The sequence below is a fragment of the Acetobacterium wieringae genome, assembly GCF_026646375.1.
GTDB classification, from domain to species: Bacteria; Bacillota; Clostridia; order Eubacteriales; family Eubacteriaceae; genus Acetobacterium; species Acetobacterium wieringae_A.
The window spans coordinates 166,862-184,752 of record NZ_JAIPPU010000001.1 but is presented as its reverse complement, the minus strand read 5'-3'; the positions used below and the strand labels follow the sequence as shown (position 1 = coordinate 184,752).

The 17,891-nt window shown below is 44.7% G+C and carries 16 protein-coding genes, 1 tRNA gene and 1 other RNA gene; 4 read left to right on the top strand and 14 right to left on the bottom strand.

The genetic code is table 11. The annotated features are described in order from the left end of the window. Positions 1–38 precede the first annotated feature (38 nt). From Q7P33_RS00845 to Q7P33_RS00835, 3 genes are all read right to left on the bottom strand, one after another. Positions 39–127 (bottom strand) — tRNA-Ser (locus tag Q7P33_RS00845). A gap of 83 nt (positions 128–210) precedes the next feature. After that, positions 211–1,272 (bottom strand): branched-chain amino acid aminotransferase, encoded by a 1,062-nt coding sequence (locus Q7P33_RS00840; protein WP_303866407.1) that lies wholly within the window; start codon positions 1,270–1,272, stop codon positions 211–213. A 249-nt stretch (positions 1,273–1,521) separates the two neighbouring features. Continuing rightward, positions 1,522–2,598 (bottom strand): 3D domain-containing protein, encoded by a 1,077-nt coding sequence (locus Q7P33_RS00835; protein ID WP_303866404.1) that lies wholly within the window; start codon positions 2,596–2,598, stop codon positions 1,522–1,524. Between the two features lie 311 nt (positions 2,599–2,909). Between Q7P33_RS00835 and mutY the strand changes: the two genes are divergently transcribed. After that, entirely contained in the window at positions 2,910–4,019 is a 1,110-nt protein-coding gene (gene mutY, locus Q7P33_RS00830; RefSeq protein WP_303866402.1) for an A/G-specific adenine glycosylase, read from the top strand. A gap of 3 nt (positions 4,020–4,022) precedes the next feature. On the opposite strand, the gene amrA is transcribed toward mutY, so the two are convergent. From amrA to Q7P33_RS00805, 5 genes are all read right to left on the bottom strand, one after another. Next, positions 4,023–5,456: an AmmeMemoRadiSam system protein A gene (gene amrA / locus Q7P33_RS00825; RefSeq protein ID WP_303866399.1), complete on the bottom strand. Its 1,434-nt coding sequence runs from the start codon at positions 5,454–5,456 to the stop codon at positions 4,023–4,025. A 24-nt stretch (positions 5,457–5,480) separates the two neighbouring features. Further along, the gene (gene eno / locus Q7P33_RS00820; protein WP_303866398.1) at positions 5,481–6,770 is read right to left on the bottom strand and encodes a phosphopyruvate hydratase; all 1,290 of its coding nucleotides are present in this window, start codon (positions 6,768–6,770) and stop codon (positions 5,481–5,483) included. Between the two features lie 171 nt (positions 6,771–6,941). Further along, positions 6,942–7,136, bottom strand: a complete 195-nt coding sequence (locus Q7P33_RS00815) for a DUF6440 family protein (protein WP_070371012.1) — start codon at positions 7,134–7,136, stop codon at positions 6,942–6,944. Positions 7,137–7,272: 136 nt separating this feature from the next. Continuing rightward, positions 7,273–8,502, bottom strand: coding sequence for a phenylacetate--CoA ligase family protein (locus tag Q7P33_RS00810; protein ID WP_303866390.1), 1,230 nt, complete (start codon positions 8,500–8,502; stop codon positions 7,273–7,275). 518 nt (positions 8,503–9,020) lie between these two features. Next, positions 9,021–11,174 (bottom strand): ATP-dependent helicase, encoded by a 2,154-nt coding sequence (locus Q7P33_RS00805; RefSeq protein WP_303866387.1) that lies wholly within the window; start codon positions 11,172–11,174, stop codon positions 9,021–9,023. 105 nt (positions 11,175–11,279) lie between these two features. Here Q7P33_RS00805 and Q7P33_RS00800 point away from each other — a divergent pair, with 105 nt between their 5' ends. Both Q7P33_RS00800 and Q7P33_RS00795 read left to right on the top strand, forming a co-directional pair. Beyond that, on the top strand, positions 11,280–11,594 hold the full coding sequence (locus Q7P33_RS00800) for a hypothetical protein (RefSeq protein ID WP_303866385.1): 315 nt from the start codon (positions 11,280–11,282) through the stop codon (positions 11,592–11,594). Between the two features lie 107 nt (positions 11,595–11,701). After that, positions 11,702–12,010, top strand: coding sequence for a hypothetical protein (locus Q7P33_RS00795; RefSeq protein ID WP_303866383.1), 309 nt, complete (start codon positions 11,702–11,704; stop codon positions 12,008–12,010). Between the two features lie 79 nt (positions 12,011–12,089). On the opposite strand, the gene Q7P33_RS00790 is transcribed toward Q7P33_RS00795, so the two are convergent. From Q7P33_RS00790 to Q7P33_RS00780, 3 genes are read right to left on the bottom strand one after another with little or no spacing between them, the layout of a single operon-like run. Next, complete coding sequence (locus Q7P33_RS00790) at positions 12,090–12,641, bottom strand: permease (RefSeq protein ID WP_303866379.1); 552 nt, start codon at positions 12,639–12,641, stop codon at positions 12,090–12,092. Further along, the gene (locus Q7P33_RS00785) at positions 12,638–13,117 is read right to left on the bottom strand and encodes a permease (protein WP_303866816.1); all 480 of its coding nucleotides are present in this window, start codon (positions 13,115–13,117) and stop codon (positions 12,638–12,640) included. Before Q7P33_RS00785 ends, Q7P33_RS00790 begins: the two co-directional genes overlap by 4 nt. 37 nt (positions 13,118–13,154) lie before the next feature. After that, a complete protein-coding gene (locus tag Q7P33_RS00780) occupies positions 13,155–13,925 on the bottom strand; it encodes a methyltransferase domain-containing protein (protein WP_303866377.1) in 771 nt (256 codons plus the stop codon). A gap of 120 nt (positions 13,926–14,045) precedes the next feature. On the opposite strand from Q7P33_RS00780, the gene Q7P33_RS00775 reads away from it, so the two are divergent. Beyond that, positions 14,046–14,906, top strand: a complete 861-nt coding sequence (locus Q7P33_RS00775) for a LysR family transcriptional regulator (protein ID WP_303866375.1) — start codon at positions 14,046–14,048, stop codon at positions 14,904–14,906. Between the two features lie 103 nt (positions 14,907–15,009). On the opposite strand, the gene Q7P33_RS00770 is transcribed toward Q7P33_RS00775, so the two are convergent. The 3 genes from Q7P33_RS00770 to Q7P33_RS00760 form a co-directional block, all read right to left on the bottom strand. Beyond that, positions 15,010–16,149, bottom strand: a complete 1,140-nt coding sequence (locus Q7P33_RS00770; RefSeq protein WP_303866372.1) for a 1-propanol dehydrogenase PduQ — start codon at positions 16,147–16,149, stop codon at positions 15,010–15,012. A 228-nt stretch (positions 16,150–16,377) separates the two neighbouring features. Then, an RNA gene (gene ffs / locus Q7P33_RS00765) (signal recognition particle sRNA large type) lies at positions 16,378–16,643 on the bottom strand. Positions 16,644–16,705: 62 nt separating this feature from the next. Beyond that, a complete protein-coding gene (locus Q7P33_RS00760; RefSeq protein WP_303866370.1) occupies positions 16,706–17,704 on the bottom strand; it encodes a DUF3089 domain-containing protein in 999 nt (332 codons plus the stop codon). Positions 17,705–17,891 lie beyond the last annotated feature (187 nt).

Sequence of the window (17,891 nt, the reverse complement as noted above, 5' to 3'; positions counted from 1 at the left end):
ATAATGCAAATCTAACTATTCACTTTTCAAGCATTTGATGGCCGAGAGGGTGGGATTCGAACCCACGTGGGCTTGCACCCTAACGGTTTTCAAGACCGCCCCGTTATGACCACTTCGGTACCTCTCGTAATTCAAAATGCAAGACTAATATTACCAGTGAAAACACCTATTGTCAAGTGGTTTATTAAACTTTTTTCATTTTTTTAATTTTTATAATTTGACAATCCAATTTAGCGGATCTTCCTTGTTGCCAGTTTGGACATCATAGAGGGTATCATATATTTTTTGGGAATATTTGCCGATTTTACCGTCGTTAAAGGTCATCTCCACATCTTTCCACCCTAACGTCCCAATCGGCGCAATAACGGCCGCTGTGCCGGTAGCAAAAGCTTCCGAGATTTTTCCCTGCTGATAAGCCTGATATAACTCGTCGATGGTGATTCGACGTTCTTCCACGGTTTCGCCCCAATGTTTTAATAATTCAATTACGCTTTTGCGGGTAATGCCATTTAAAATCGTGCCTTCCAGGGAAGGAGTCACAAAAACGCCATCGATTAAAAAGAAGACATTGCTGGTTCCCACTTCTTCGATGTACTGCCTTTTTTCACCATCCAGCCAGAGAATCTGTTCAAAGCCCATTTCATGCACTTTTTGCTGGGCCGCCAGACCGCCGGCGTAATTACCACCGCATTTGGCTTCTCCGGTGCCACCACGAACCGTTCGGGCAAATTCCGACTCCACATAAATGCGACTGGGAACCATCCCCCCTTTATAATAAGATCCCACTGGCGACATGATAATCATAAATTTGTAGCGTTTGGAAACCCGCACCCCAATAAATGGATCGGTGGCAAAAACAAATGGCCGGATATAAAGCGATGTTCCCGGTGATTTAGGAATCCAGCTTTCGTCCATCTTTACCAGGGCTTTTAAGGCTTCCAGTAAAAAATTCTCATCGATTTGCGGAATACACATCCGGGCGTTGGAGCGGTTCATTCGTTTGAAGTTTTCATCTGGTCGGAATAGCTGAATCTCACCGGAAGGCGTTTTATATGCTTTTAAGCCTTCAAAAACTTCCTGGGCATAGTGAAGCACCATTGCTGAAGGCATGATCTCAATGGGGCCGTAAGGCTTGATGACTGCATCATGCCAGCCAATTCCTTCAGTATAGTCCATCTCAAACATATAATCCGTAAATTCGACACCGAAGATCAACGAATCTTCTTCTGGCTTTTCCTTGGGGTTTGCTGTTTTAACAATTTTAATTTCCATGTCTTCCTCCGAGTTCCATAGCAAAATCGCTGCTATTTCATTTCATGAGATTAGTATAACAAGCTTTGTATACAAAGTACAAGTGTATTTTTTTAGAATAATGTTTTTTCTGAGTACAAAAACGATACCTCTATTTTTTCCCAACAGCACTTTTTTTCGATCCGCCATTTTACGTTTTCCTCCCACCCCATTATTCCGCCACTAAAAATCAACAAACAAAAAGACGATGAAAATCATCGTCTTTTTAAACTACTCAACAAAGTATATTTCAATGTTTTGTCGGCCCCAGGCTTCGCATTCAGCTTCGCTATCCATATAAATATCGATAATTCCATAGCCGACGGCGCCACCCCGATCTTCAACGGTATAAACACCGCCAAGCGCCGGGATATAAACTTTGGTTCCGAAAGGAATTCCTCCCCAGGTGGCAATCGTTCGGCCTGACTGTGGCACAGTTCCCGAAGCGGTGTTATTGCCAGTGGCGGTGTAAGCAGTGGCACTAACCACCATACTTCCTTTAAAACCGCTGTCTGGATTGATCGATGCACTGCCATCGCCAGTTTCGCTTTTTTCGACATTGACATTTCCAGACACAGAAGAAACCTCTACTGCTTTCGGCATTGTTATGGTTGTCGAAGGACCCACTTCAATAATTTCTTCCACCGCTGGCATGATTACTTCACAGGTAATTACTTCCCGGCTGACCTCGACACCATTTTCGTAGCGGATCTTTTCTTTCTTATTGGCTTTGCCGTTTTGTCCAACTTGAACAACAATTCGGGTGCCCATAGGCAACTCAGGATTTTCTCTGATGGTGGCCTTCATCGGCACATCTTTAATGCCCGTTGATTCCACGTAGGATATCCGGGTTACTTTGATTGTTCCGGTTTTCTCAGTTAACGGGGTATTTAACCCCGGTTCAACCTTATCATCCTCATCCGGCTTAACGCCATTCTCTTCCAGAACATCGCCAACAGTGGCACCGCCTGACAAGTAGGCAATGGTTTTTCCATCAACCAGGATATTTCCGGAAATCTTCTTTTCAATTGTTACATCAATGACATCTTTAAACAACGTTGTCAACGGCACACTATATTTATATTCGTCACTGACCGGAAGTTCATTGGCAATCAGAACTTCTTCTAGGGATTCGAGTAGTTTTCCATTGGCAGTGTATACCTTGCCTTCGAAGTTGACAGAAACTTCTTTTTCAACGGTAAAAGCACTGGAAACACCCACAACAAGAAGCAGAATCATCGCAATGATTCCAATCTTGACGCCGGGATATTTCTTGAGAAAACCACCGGTTTCTCTCTCTCTATTCATAAATAAAACCTTTCATTTTGTCAAAATTGCATAAATAAAAGTTACACGTTTGTTACAGTAAGTTTACCATCCTACCCATTTTATGTCAAGTTTTTTGTGGCGTTTACGGGTCCAAATGGTGACCCCATCCCAATTATAAACCGTGTTTTCGCCCATTCTAAGGCCATAATGGGGGATGGGGTAAATTCTTGTCCTGGCCTTTCGGGACTGATTGAACCCGAACAAGATAGTTTTTAGGAAACTGTTCTATACTACATCTTGTGCCTTATTTTATACTATGAATTGAATGAACTTTAACGAACGGAGACCAAATGCTTGATACTAAAATAAATCAGCATCAAATTGAAATATTACAGACCGATCTACTTAAATGGTTTGAAAAAGCGCAGCGTGATCTGCCCTTTCGCCGAACCCGGAACCCATATTATATCTGGATCTCGGAAATCATGGCGCAACAAACCCAGATTGATACATTAATACCCTATTATAACCGATTCATTGCAAAGTTTCCCACTGTTTTTTCCCTGGCTCAAGCCTCGGTCGATGAGGTCATTAAGACCTGGGAGGGTTTGGGCTATTATTCGCGGGCCCGCAACCTCCACCAGGCAGCCCGGATTATTGTCTCCGACTACGAAGGAATCATGCCCGATACCTTCGCCAAACTGCAAAAGCTCCCAGGCATTGGCCCCTACACCGGTGGGGCCATCGCCAGCATTGCTTTTAATGAGAAGGTTAGTGCCGTCGATGGCAATGTCCTCCGGGTGATCAGCCGTTATGGCAACAGCTTTGACGATATCGGCGATGCCAAAACAAAAAAAAAGATGACAGGCTTTATCGAAGAGATTCTACCGGATGCCGCCGGCGATTTTAATGAAGCACTGATGGAACTGGGCGCTGTGATCTGTACTCCCCAAAGTCCCAAATGCCTGATCTGTCCGATTCGCGGCGGCTGTCAGAGTCATGCTGCCGGAACCACCGGACAGCTTCCGGTAAAGAAGAAAAAAGCGAAACAGCTCACTAAAAAGATGGAAGTTGGCATCGTTAAACAAAACCGCTGCCTATTTTTTGTGCGCCGTCCAGATTCCGGCCTGTTATCCGGGCTGTGGTCCTTTCCAATTACCGAAACCGTGACTGGTCACGGCCAGGACATCAAAAAAAAGCTCGCAGAAAATTTCCACGAGCTAGATGAACCTATTTTTATTGGCACCAACCGCCATGTTTTTTCTCATATTATCTGGGAGATGTCCATCTATGGTTTTGATTTAGACAACACAATTCGGGAAACAGTGTCAACTTCCCACCACATTCCCAACCAGGAGCAAACCCAGGCAGACCATCAGTTCAAGGCGCTGTCCGAGATCGATGACCTGGCCTTGCCAATCGCCTTTTCCAAACTTTTAGATCAATTGACCCGCTTTTAATGCTTATTGATGCCGGATCACTTGAAAGCGCTGCAAAATCACATCGCTGTCGCTTTCAGCGATACCGGCTTTTCGTTTGGCAATGGCAATCTGCTCCTCCGGAGTGTTGACCCCTTCCAGATCAGGCAACAGCAAACCCCGGTGGAGATCCTTCTCGACAATAACCCCGTACTTTTTGGCATCCAGTTCGGCTATACTGTTAACCACTTCAGGCACACCCAGTACATCCACTTTGATTTCCAGCTCCATCAGTTCCTGCTCTTCGACTGGCATAAACCGGGGATCATAAGTCGACGCCTCAATCGCATTACGAATAATCTCCTGGGCAATGCTTTCGGTCACCGGCCCGGTGGTACCAATACACCCCCGCAGTTCGCCATGCTTATGCAGCGAGACAAAAACACCGGCCTGATTATTTTCCAGTTCACCCAGGACATCGGGTTCAATCTCAACCTGACTTTTATAATGATCAAAATTCAGCTTTCGGCCTCGTTGCACCCATGTATTGATGGTGGCTCGTGCCAAAGCTACCAGAGGACTTTCATTTAAACGCCGCTCTTTATAGGTAATCATTTTATCTTCTTCATAACGAGTAAGCAGACTGGGAATTTTTTTATCGGTCAAATCGATAAAGGCGGACATATAACCGACCCCAAAAGGCCCCTCATAAGAAAAGACTGTGGCTTCCGTATCCAGACCATCTGCGGCTCCCAATCCCATCACAATTGGCTTTAACCCGCATTGACCGGCTGGTTCGTAGACCTGGTGGGGAACAGTTAGAATTGAGTAGTAATTTTTGGTTTTGATGCCATTGACAATATTCTCGTCAAACAACGGCCCCATCGGATTAAAAGCATAGGGCCCCTCATCTTTAAGGCAATGGGAAAGATCAGCGGAAACCAGAATCATCGCTTCTTTACCCCGAGCTTCAATAGCTTCCCGGATCACTGTCCCCATTTTATAAAGCTCAATCAAACTCAGATCACCGATGGTGATATGGACAATTTTATAATCCCGATAGTATTTTTCGATAAAATAAAGCGGCACCAGCACCCCATGATCAAGTTCAAGGCCAATTTTATACTCTTTGGCAATTTTCTGATTTAAAAAAATAGTATGACAGTTATTTTTACCAAAGTTCATATTCAACTCATCCAACAGCCCCATATCGCAATCTTTTTCCAGGCTGATATCCGGATGCCCGAAATTGCGCAGATCACCCTGCATGTGATTTTCATAAACCACCGCTACGCCATCGCGAAATACATTCCCGTGAGGCGTAATACAAACAATCACCTCCGGCTTAATTTCGGCTACCTTCAGCGCCAGATCCCGTAATCCCCGGATCGTTTTTTGTGCTTCATTTTCTCGGCCTTGCCCAACCTCCGGGATCAACACCGGCGGATGACAGGCAATGCCCAATCCTTTTAAATACATTGTTTCACTTCCTTATTTTGTTATTTATCTGATATTATAGAATGCATCTTTCCCGGCGTAGTCACCCAATAAACCCAGTTGTTCTTCAATCCGCATCAGCTGATTGTATTTGGCCACCCGGTCCGTTCGGGATGGTGCCCCGGTTTTAATCTGTCCGGCATTGACGGCCACCACCAGGTCGGCAATGGTAACATCCTCGGTTTCACCGGAGCGATGGGAAACCACCACAGTATAACCAGCCCGCTTGGCCATTTCAATAGTATCCAGGGTTTCAGTCAGGGTACCAATCTGATTGACCTTAACCAGAATTGAATTGGCTACGCCGTTATCAATCCCCCGTTTTAGCCGCTCGGTATTGGTGACAAAAATGTCGTCCCCAACCAGCTGCACCTTTTTCCCCAGCCGCTCAGTCATGATTTTCCAGCCATCCCAATCCTCTTCGTCCAAACCATCTTCAATCGAAATAATTGGGTACTTGTCAATAAGCATTTCATAAAACGCAATCATTTCCTCGGCAGTTTTTTCAACCCCTTCACCCGCCAAAAAATATTTTTTGGTTTCTTCATTATAAATTTCCGAAGCTGCTACGTCCATCGCCAGTTGGACATCTTCACCCGGAAGATAGCCAGCGCCTTCAATGGCCTCTACAATCAACTGCAGCGCTTCTTCATTTGATTTCAGATTCGGGGCAAAACCGCCTTCATCGCCCACTGAGGTGGCCATCCCTTTTTCGCCAAGCACTTTTTTAAGCTGGTGAAAAATTTCTGAGCCCATCCGCACCGCTTCCCGAAAGTCCCGAGCACCCACCGGCATAATCAGAAACTCCTGAATATCGACGTTATTATCGGCATGTTCCCCACCATTTAGAATATTCATCATCGGGGTCGGCAACAGTTTGGCATTCACGCCGCCCAGATATTTGTAAAAGGGCATCCCTAGCGATTTGGCCGCTGCATGGGCCGCAGCCATGGAAATCCCCAAGATCGCATTGGCGCCCAGCTTGCTTTTATTTTCGGTGCCATCCAGTGAAATCAGTACTCCATCAACGGCTATCTGATCAGAAGCATCCATCCCAACCAGAAACTCCTGGGCATACGCCACGCTGTCGACCGCTTTTAATACCCCTTTACCCTGATAGCGGCTGCAATCTTTGTCCCGCAGTTCCACCGCTTCAAAGGCCCCGGTTGAGGCGCCTGATGGGACTATGCTACGACCCATGGTGCCATCTTCCAGTATCACATCCACCTCAATGGTTGGGTTGCCCCGGGAATCCAGTATTTCTCTGGCAAAAATATCTTCAATATAAGTATTCATTTTTTCCTCCGTTTTTTATTCTGTTCTCTGCCAAACACATCGGTGATAAATTTTTGGTTTTTTTATATCCTTTTTCTGTTTATACACCTATTTTATAAAAATAAACTTTTCCCGGAAATAAAATGCATACAAAAACCCTGAAAAAGAAAATCTCTTTCAGGGTCTGGTATTTTATTTTTCAGGGGCAACTAAAGGTTCACCTTCTTCATCAATTAGTACCGTGAGTCCGCCGCCAAATTCATCAAAATGATATAAATAATTGATTCCTGTTTCAGTATCTTCAATGATCTTACACCCGGAACTCTCTCCAGTGGGTTCGTTGAGAACGATTTTGAATCGGTTTTTCTTTTGTTTTTTTGTTTTCATTTTTTTCTCCTCTTAAATCAAGGTGGCCGATTTCATTATACCTAATTCCGGATAAAAAATCAATTTTTCTGGCGACTTTTTGGAAAGACAGCTTTTGGCAACTACCGGACCCCCATGATTTTCCGGGGATATCCGCTTAACTGAAGCGACGATCAATGATTCGGACGCTTTTTTTCTCGGATCGGGGCAACGATCCGAGCGAACTGGCCTGGGGAATTACACTTAAACCCACCCGGGATTTAAACTGCCGTTTGACCTCTTCTTCTATCGCTTTTTGATCAATACCATTTAAAACTTCAAACGCCAGAACCACCCGGTCCTTGCCGTCCTGATGATCCACGGTAGCCAGATATTCACTGCTGACCCCTTCGACAGTTTTTAAGAGCTCATCAATCTGACCGGGGTAGATATTAACCCCTTTAACCTTGACCATGTCGTCAGTGCGTCCAATGATCCGATCATGGCGGGGAAAGACGGATCCACAGGCACAGGGTCCGGGAATAAAGCGGGTAATATCGTGAGTGCGGTAGCGCAATAGCGGCGCCCCCTCCTTCCGGAAGGTGGTGATCACCAGTTCGCCGTACTCTCCTTCCGGCACCGGTTTTAAGGTTTCTTGATCAAGAATTTCAAAGTACAGATAATCCGACCAGTAGTGCAGCCCGTCGTGTTCGCTGCAATCAATGGAAATGCCAGGACCGTAGATTTCAGTCAGGCCATAAATATCAAACAGCTCAATCCCCAGCTCTTCGGCAATCCGGCTGCGCATCTTGTCGCCCCAACGCTCTGAACCGATGACACCACGTTTTAAATGAATCTGATCGCCGAGGTTCTGGTTGGCCACCTCTTCGGCCAGCAACAAAGCATAGGATGAGGTCGATGCCAGCACCGTAGCTTTTAAATCGACCATCATCTGCAATTGTTTCTGGGTGTTCCCCGGCCCCATCGGAATCGCCATCGCCCCCATTTTCTCGGCCCCGGCCTGAAAGCCAATACCGGCAGTCCAGAGCCCATAGCCCGGGGTAATCTGAATCCGGTCTTCTTCGGTCATTCCGGCATAGCGATAACAACGGGCAAACATTTCCGCCCAATCAGTCACATCGTTGGCGGTATAGGGAATGATCACCGGCTGACCGGTCGTTCCCGATGAAGAATGAATCCGCACCACCTCACTATCCGGCACGGCCTGTAAACCGAGGGGATAGGCATTGCGCAGGTCACCTTTATCGGTAAACGGCAGCTGTTCAAAATCAGCCATGGTTTTAATATCGGCTGCAACAATTCCGGCGGCTTTAAAACGTTGCTGATAAAAAGGACTTTTCTCTTCCAGTCGCTTGACCAGTGCTTGTAAATTTTTTAAAGTTTCCATCTTTCTTTTCCTCTTTCCTGATATAAAAAAACCCATCCCCTTATTGTCTACAACAATAAAAGGATGAGTCATAATAACCCACGGTACCACCTTTATTCACAGGCTTAATCAAACCTGTGCACTTGATCTGCAAATGCCATCACATCTGCCATCCCTTAACGTAGATGAAACGTTGTGAAATACTCAGGCCCTGCCCTTTCCTCACACCCTCAGGTGCCCATTATGCCAGTCCGCTTCCTGTCAGGCTCTCACCGCCCCCGACTCGCTTTAAATGCGCTACTGACTTTACTCCACCATCACCGGTTTGTTTTTTCTGAGTATAGCCCTAATTTATATTTTTGTCAAGAAAACATTACTGCCTTAACGATTTACAACAGCTGCACCAGTAACGACAATTGTTACATCATGTTGTTTGCATCAGAGCGGACATGGCGATAGCCTGTCCGAGTCTGCAGCATATAACAGATTAACAATTGGTCGGTACAGTAGTTTCCCACAACCTGATTAAATACAACCCCTCATTTAATCACGCCGTTTTCCAGACAGACAGCCAGATTCATTTTCTTTTCCCCGGCTGTTTCAAAATGGATACTGGCAATATCACCGTTACGGGTCAGGATCGTACCGGCTCCAAAACGCTGATGGATCACCACCCGTCCCTGCTGATAAGCCCCCAGATCAACAGTAGCGCCGCTGGCTGCCCCGGTATGATAATCCTGCCATTTCCCCTGCTGACGGCCAAAACTCTCACGATGCCGGAGCCCTTGTTTTTCCGCCGCCGCTTTTTTGCGAGGCAGGCCGTCAATTAAATAGGAAATAAACGGTGATGGTTTGATGTCCTTATCCCGGTGTTTAACACAAAGAAAAATAAGTTCCTGTTTGGCACGGGTGGCACCGACATAAAAGAGCCGGACTTCTTCGGCGTAGGCCTTGGCGTCCTCCGGAGCATTGGAGACATTGGGGATCTGCCCTTCAGTGGCATCAATGATAAAGACCTTTTCAAACTCCAGCCCCTTGCTTGAATGGAGGGTCGACAGGGTTACTCGGGGTGTTTTCGTTTTTCTGATTTGGGGCTCCTGCAATTTTTCTGCCAAGCTTTCCAATTTGTCAAAAAAGTCTGCAAAATTGCTAACCCGGCCACCAAGAATCTTAAGCACCGTCAGCTTCTGCTCAATACTCTCTTCGGATTGCCCGGAACTGATCCTGAAATTGAGATAAGAACGGTAACCCAGGCTATCCAGAATCATCACAATTCCTCGCTGCGGTGGCACTGTCAGTAGTTTTTTAAACCCAACCTTAAGTTCTTTGACCCGTTTAACCTGCCAGTCCCGATCACCACTAACCCGAATCAGGTTGTCAAGGACATTTTCGCCAGGTTTTAATCGCCGCTCCAGCTGGTTGATGGTTTCCCGGGAAATAGCCGCATCCATCTTATAGTAAAGCTGGATGAACAAATTGATATCATTCGGATTAACGGCAAACTCATAAAAAAGCCGGATATCCTTAATCAGAAAATGACCAAAAAACTGTGGACTATGTTCCTTGATCTGATACGTGATTCCAGCCACATCGAAGAGATCCACCAGGGGAATAGCCGATTCATTGTTACGATAGAGCACCGCGATTTCCTTGCCTTCCCGGCGAATCGCTTCAATGATCAATTGGTACTGGGCTTCGCTGGATGTCACCCACTCCCGAACAATTGGCACTCCGGTAAATGCCCTATCCTCTGGCACCACCATTTCTTTTTGGTAGCGCTCATAGTTTAGCTTGATAAAGGCATTGGCCTTGTCGACTATCTGCCGGCTGCTGCGGTAGTTGGTTTCCATCAGTAGTACCTCGCCCTGAGGCCAGGTCTCTTTAAAGGTTAGTAAAGCCTCAGGAAAAGCGCCCCGAAAACCATAAATACTCTGATCCTCATCCCCCACCATAAAGAGATTCCCATTTCTCCCGGTTAAAAGTTCAATGATTTTAAACTGAATCTTTGACGTATCCTGGGCTTCGTCCAAATGGATATAGGTATACTTATTCTGAAAAAAAGCCAGCATTTCCGGATATTTTTTTAATAGTCCCCAGGCATATTTTAAAATATCATCAAAATCCATCAGTTGTTCTTTATGTTTATAACATTCGTAGGCTTCATAGATTGCCAGAAAATCCACCTCCAACGGTGGCAGCAATTTTATTTCTGCCTCGGTCAGCATCATGTTTTTGCAAAAGCCAATCCGTTGACAAATTTCGCCCAATTCAACTTCACCCGGATGCTCCTGAAAAAGCTGCCGATATAACTCCCGGATCACTGGCGTGATATTCCCCAGTACCGCATGAGCCCGTCGCCGGTAGCTCCGCTCATAATGGCGGATCACCCCCAAAGCAAAGCTGTGGATGGTGCTGAAATGAAGGGTTTTTGCCTGGGCTTCACCAAACAGTCTGGTATATCGGGCTTTAAGATCCCGGGCCCCCATCCGGCTAAAGGTCAGGGTCAGAATTTCCCCCGGATCGATTTGTAAAACCTCCAGCAGATAGGCGATCCGGCAGATAATGACCGTCGTTTTACCACTGCCCGGCACCGCCAGCAAAAGACTCTGGCCCTGGGTTCGAACCACCGCCTGTTCCTGTTGGGGATTCAGTTTTATTTGATAGGATTGTTTAAAGGTTTCAAAATTTTTCATGGTTTAATTATAGCCGAAATCATTTTTTTATCCAGCTTGTGCTATACTAAACAAAATGCTTTACTAGCAAAATTACGCCGTCGCTACGGCCAAAAGGAGATCGTCATGGCAAAAGCAATCATTATGAGTGGAGTTTGTGGATTTACAACAGAGGTAACGGCTGAGAAATCGGATGGATTCAAGGTATTACTGGATATTGCTTCCGACTGCCCGGCTTTCAGCGATTTACCTGATCGTTTAAAAGAAGTGGATGGCATGACTTGCATTATGAACAAGGTTGGCGAAGGCCCGATTTATGAGGCCTGCAGCATTGATTGCAAACATAGTGCCTGCCCGGTTCCGATGGGTATCATCAAGGCAGTTGAGGTGGCCGCTGGTTTGGCCCTGCCTAAAGATGTCACGGTAACATTGACAAAATAGTCCCGTTTTGTAAATTTTTTTGATTTCTGAAAAAAATATTCGTTTCTCTTCTCAATAATCGGGTATAATTGATTTATAAAAATTTGAAATAGGGAAGGAGTATGATAATGAGTTTTGAAGATGGAATGAAGGGGTTTACCTTTGGCATTATTTCTTTAATTTGTATTGGCGTCAATATCATTTTGACGACGGTCGGTCTGAGTACCATCGCCTCGATTGTCAGCCTGGCCGGTCTGGTTACCGCTATCATGGCTTTTGTCTACGGCAAAAAAGAATATGCGGCTGATCCGGATAATAAAAAAGCCAAGACTGGCAAAACCATTGGTCTGGTACTGATTATTATCAACATCGTTTTTGCAGTTATTGCAATCGTCGCGATGATTGCGTTATTTGGCTTAGCTGCATCACTGTCCTAATTTTATTTGTAATCCTTTAATTTTAAAAAACAAAAGGCACTCGCGGCAATATTGCCGGGAGTGTCTTTTATTTTTAAATCTATTGTGACATCTTTCGGGCCAATTCATAAATCTGGCGTTCATCATCATCATTGAGGATTTTTTCCATACTATAGGCAATTACGAGTACACCAAAGATATCCATAACCAGCCTGATCAGGGTAAATTGCCAGCCCATGGCTGCCACTTCAAACAGCAGTAACGGTATTTTCATCGATGCCCAGGCACCAACAATGATAAAAACATTTGCCAGTCGACTGCCCTTGTTAAGAAATACTCCAGCAACAGGAAAAGCACCATAAAGTGGACCAGCGGCAGCGGAGCCAAGAAAAAAGCCCAACAATACCCCGATAATGCCTGAATCTTTGCCCATATATTTAACCATGGTTTCTTTTTTTACCCATACATCCAAAAGGCCAATCAAAATAAATATCGGCGGTAAAACTCCCAGCATTTCAAAAACACTGTTGAATGCCAGACTATAAACCCTAACCCCCATGTCCGGTTTAACCACCAAAATCGCGAGGGTGACGACAATCATGATCGCAAAAAAGCGATATCGCTTCATTAATTCAATGCTCTTGTTTTTCATGACATTATGCCTCCAATGACCATTGCAACCAGAATCGAAAAGACCAATCCCATGCCATTTCTTAACAATGTGGCCTTTTTCCCAAAATATAAAACTTCAACCGGCATGGTTACAATCCCCACCATCATCAAGCTTGACACAAAAGCGCCAATTTGCATATACCCTGCGCCATTTTCAAGCAACGCGGCAGCCAGAGGAAAGGCCAGAAAACCAGGTATTAATGTAATTGAACCAATCACTGTGGCAATGACCACCCCCACCCATCCTGAGTTTTCCCCGATCAGTTGCGAAATTTGCTGCGGTGACAGGATACTGAGGATCACCCCGATCAGCAACACAATTCCCAGAAATTGGGGTAAAATATTCTCAAAGGCTTTTAGAGCCTTCATCAAGGCCATCTTTGTTTTTTCCCTGCTTTTCACGAAGGAAAAAACGAGTCCAATGACCGCCAATCCATAAAAAATAATTGTCATAATCATTCCATCTTCCTCTTTCCCCTATTTTAAAATCCGGTTATTTCGTCCCTATAAAAAATATCCGTTTAAATTCAAATAAGATCTTTCCGTCTTTCTGAACAGTATACCCTTTTTCTATCTCGTTCAATACCTTATCATAAAATTCAGCCTTTTGGTTCTCTGCGAATCGATTCGCATAAGGCCTTAATCCGGTGCTCATGCAAAATTCTAAAATATCTTCAGGAGCATTCATTCGATGGAAATAGTTTGTTTGCCATAATTCGATTGTAGAAAAATGATTGGTCAATTCATCGTAATAAAATCCCGGTGCATAAGACCTGTGCAAATCTTTTTCAATGCCCTTGAATATATCGGGATCATATTTCTGCACGGCTTTTTCAATACAATCCGCAATTGTCATCGCCGAAAAATAGGGAATTTGAACCGCTAATACCCCTTTGGGCTGTAACATGCCACTTAAGTTTTTGATCACCCTTGCCTGATTTTCAAACCATTGCAGGGCAGCGTTCGAAAAAATCAGATCAAACTGTCCTAAATCATCCATCGGTTTGCTACAGTCTCTTTCCAGCCAGGTTACATCGTTCATCGTTTCTTTTGCTTGCGTCAACATTGATGATGACGAATCTGCTCCAAAAATTTCAGCCTCTCTAAAACGTTCTCGTAATGGTAACGTACTCATTCCCGATCCGCACCCAATATCGATGATCCGTTTAAAGGAATCGCCTTCAATTCGCTTTACTAAATCGACTGACGGTTGTACCCGCTCTTTTTCGAATTGACGATACAGTGTTACATTCCAATCTTCCATCTTTGATCCTCCCGGGAATTCTTTTTTGAATTGATTGTTTAATTATAGTAGATGTTGTATAATTTGTAAAATAGATCTTGCCGATCTTATCAATTCGAATTTATGATCATAGGAGTTCATATGGATACCCAGCAATTAAAAACCTTTATCCAATTGTCATCCACCAAAAATTTTACACAGACTGCCAAATTGCTTTTTGTGGCTCAATCCACCGTTACCAACCGGATCACTGAGCTCGAAAAATCTCTGGGAAAATCGTTGTTTATTCGGGATAAAAAACAGGTTGTCCTGACGCCCGAGGGGCAATTATTTTTAGGCTATGCCAAGCGCCTCCTCGAACTGGAAGAAAGTGCCATTGAACAAATCAACGCCTCCGATTTCAACAGCAAACTGCTGCGTTTTGGAACCACCAACTCCATTTATGAAAATTATTTGTATCCCCTGATCCATTCGGTGCTGACCAACGATCTGACGATGTCTACCAAAATCATTATCAATCATTCCTTTGAAGTGCTTTCATTTCTTCAAGACGGTTTAATTGACATCGCCTTTACCTATATTCCTTTTACAAAAAACGGCTATGTTTGTACCCCCTTCAAAGAAGATGAACTGATTTTGGTAACCGCCAAAAACAATACCGATTTTGCTGGTGGCATTGTTCAGAAAGATCTGATCGCTCTTGATTATCTTTTCTGTAATTTTGCGCTCCAGAAAGTCGGGCTATTCATCCGAGAATTATTTCCACCTCATTATCAATTCAAATTTGAAATTGACAATAGCAGTAAACTGATTCCCTTCTTATTAGATGGTATTGGTTATAGTTTTTTGCCTAAAAGTCTGATTTCTCAATACCTGGAAAACCAATCGCTTATTTCAATCCCGTTATTGGATTTTAATACCCCCACTATTAAAAGTTATTATACCTATAAAGCTGATGACGCCTTTGTTTTATCTAAAATCATTCCGTTGATTAAAGCCTAGCGGCCTAGCGGACTATCGAAATATCTCCAAACAAAAACACCCGGTTAAAGATCTTGGTCTTTAACCGGGTGTAATCATTGGTTTTACACTTTTTTTGTATTTTTTAGAATCCGTAATAGGCCTGATCCATAACCCCTCCCAGTTTTTCTCGGGTCACTTCCACCGGGTTGGTCGTGGTGCAGATATCAGCCATCGCCTTATCAAGCATTTCTTCCCGGGCACCCAGATAATCGGCTTCTAAAACCCCTGAGGCCTTTAGTGAAGCCGGGATATTCAATGAAGCACTGAGTGCTGCCACACTGTTATAAAGGGTTTCGGTAGCGTTACCGGAGACATTAAGAATACCGGAACCACTTAACAGCCGGGCATACTGGTGCTGAACCTTTTCGTCCTGGCCGTTGTATTTGATCACATAGGGCAATACAATGGCATTGGCCAATCCGTGGGGCAGATGGAACATCGCACCGAAGGCATGGGCAATACTATGGGTAATACCCAGACCGGCACTGTTAAAAGCAATCCCGGCCATACAGGAGGCAATCTGCATGCTGCCCTTGGCTTCCAGATCCGAGCCATTTATGTAACTGGGATAGAGACTACGGAAAACCAGTTCCACGGCCTTATTGGCATAACACCGGGCAAAGGGATTGTTCTGGGTGGAAATAAACGCTTCAATGGCATGGGTCATGACGTCCATTCCCGTAGCAGCGGTGGCCCCGGCTGGAACACTTTCAATCAGCTGCGGATCAAGAATCGCCTCATCCGGCATCATCAGAATATCGGTTAAGGGAATTTTGGTATTCTTCTGTTTGTCGGTGATGACGGCGTATTCGGTGACCTCGGAACCGGTTCCGGCAGTAGTCGGAATGGCAATAAACGTCGGTTTATGAACATAGCGGTCTTCAAAAAAGATCCGTTTGAAATTGACACAGTAAAAGATGATCGCTTTGGCGGCATCGATGACCGATCCACCACCAATGGCTATCAGCGCATCGGGTTTGTTCATAATAATATGCATCAATCCTTTTTCCACAATTTCAGTCGAAGGATCGGACTCGATATCGGCAAAAACATGATAGCTAATCCCTTTGGCGTCGAGCTCGTCGGTCAGTTTTTTTAACAGACCAAACTTGACCATCCCCTGGTCAGTGGCAATACAGACGTTTTTGAAATTATGTTTCTCAATTTGTTTCAGGGAACCTTCCCCATAATAAATTGCTGGCTTCACTTGAAAAAATCGCATGGGTATTTCCTCACATTCTTAATTTAAACTTTCATAACGGTTCTTTCCGCCACAGCGGTATCCGATTCTCGTCAGATTGAACTTTTTTCATTATAGCAAGAATGCTTGTTAAAATATAGATTATCTCTAATTTTTATTCCATGATGACCATTAAGTATCATGATTCTGTCGCAACGCAAAAAGTCTATTGAATACAAAACTCTGTTTAGCATTCAATAGACTTTTTTGTCGTGCACCCCACTTCGACTACCAGTTTCCAAGCGTTACACAGGTAGTTGGCTCAAATCAGATAATCCTCCGGCACATAGAAGATCCTACTTACCGCTGCTTCATTCCTGACCTGACGGGGTTCATAAGTTTCTATTGCGAAGGGTCCAACTCTCAACGCCACTTTCCTCTGGCAGACCTCAAACCCTGGCGCCTCGATGGGGAATTCAACCCTGCTACAGCGGATTGCAGGTTACAAAGCACCGCTAACTCTCCATCTAGCACGACCTGTATATTATAGCCTAATAATTTGTAATTGACAAGAAAAAATAAATCGCTTAAGAAAGTCTCAGGATGCCTTCCCCAGATAATTAGCAATCCGCTGGGTAACGTTTTCCTGGAGATTACGATAAAAGAACTGGTAATCGTAAAGATGATACACACCATCCGAAAAAATATCCAGCACCGGTGGATAATCGGCCACTGCGACATCGGTGACCCGAAGGGTACCCCGGTTGGGATCCAGATAAGCCCCAGTCAGGTTGGGGATCTCTTTGACAATGGCCCCGGCGTAGTCGGTAAAGACAGCCCCCCGATTTTCTGCCGCCGTCGCCGTGGTACTGTCGGTTTTCCAGTTTAGGGGATTAATCCCCAGGGTCTGATCGGGAACAATCAACGAGGTTTCGACACCCACCGCCTCGGAATTAAAGCTGACAATCACCCCGGTATCTCCGGCCTGCTGAGCCATTTTCAGATGCGGATACTGAGCCAGATCTGCCGGAGTTACCCGCCAGCCAATTAAGTAGGCGGCCACCAGCTTTTCATTTAATGCCGGATCGGAAAATTTCTCTTCCAACAGCCGCAGCAGCATTTCTGATCCTTGACTGAACCCAGCCAGTACAAAGGGTCGCCCCTGATTGTAATCTTCCATGTAAACATCAAAAGCTTGAGCAACATCGGCATAGGCCAAATCAAAATACTGCTCGGCTTTGACCGGATCCATGGTATAGGCATTCAATCCGGCCTGGCGATAATAGGGGGCGAAAAAATTAGCTGATCCGTCATACAGCCCCTTTTCCATATTGGTAGCCCCTAAAAACTGGGCTTTGGTCGCTTCGTCAGCCAGATCCAGGGAATGAACCGCATCCGTGCCCAGATAAACAGTCGGCGCCACAAAAAATACATCACAATCCCTGATGCGGTCGCTTTCACTTGGTAAATAGGCCCAGTTCTCTGACTTGTTGTAATCCACCGCTGCCGACTGGGCGCATCCTCCCAGAAGCAAAGCCATTAGAATCAGAACCGACAAAACTGCAAATGACCGTTGGCGCTTTGTTCGTGTTAACATAATTTTCCCCCTTTTATTTCGAAATTCATTGTTAATTCCTATTCTATCTTTTTTGATCAGCCAAATCAAAACTTTTTAGTAATTCGTATTAAAACTCAAGAAAATCAGAATCATTCTTTTAAAACTCCAATAATTGGGTAATCAGTAACAAAGCCTACTTTATTTTGAGGCTATTATCTTTGAATGG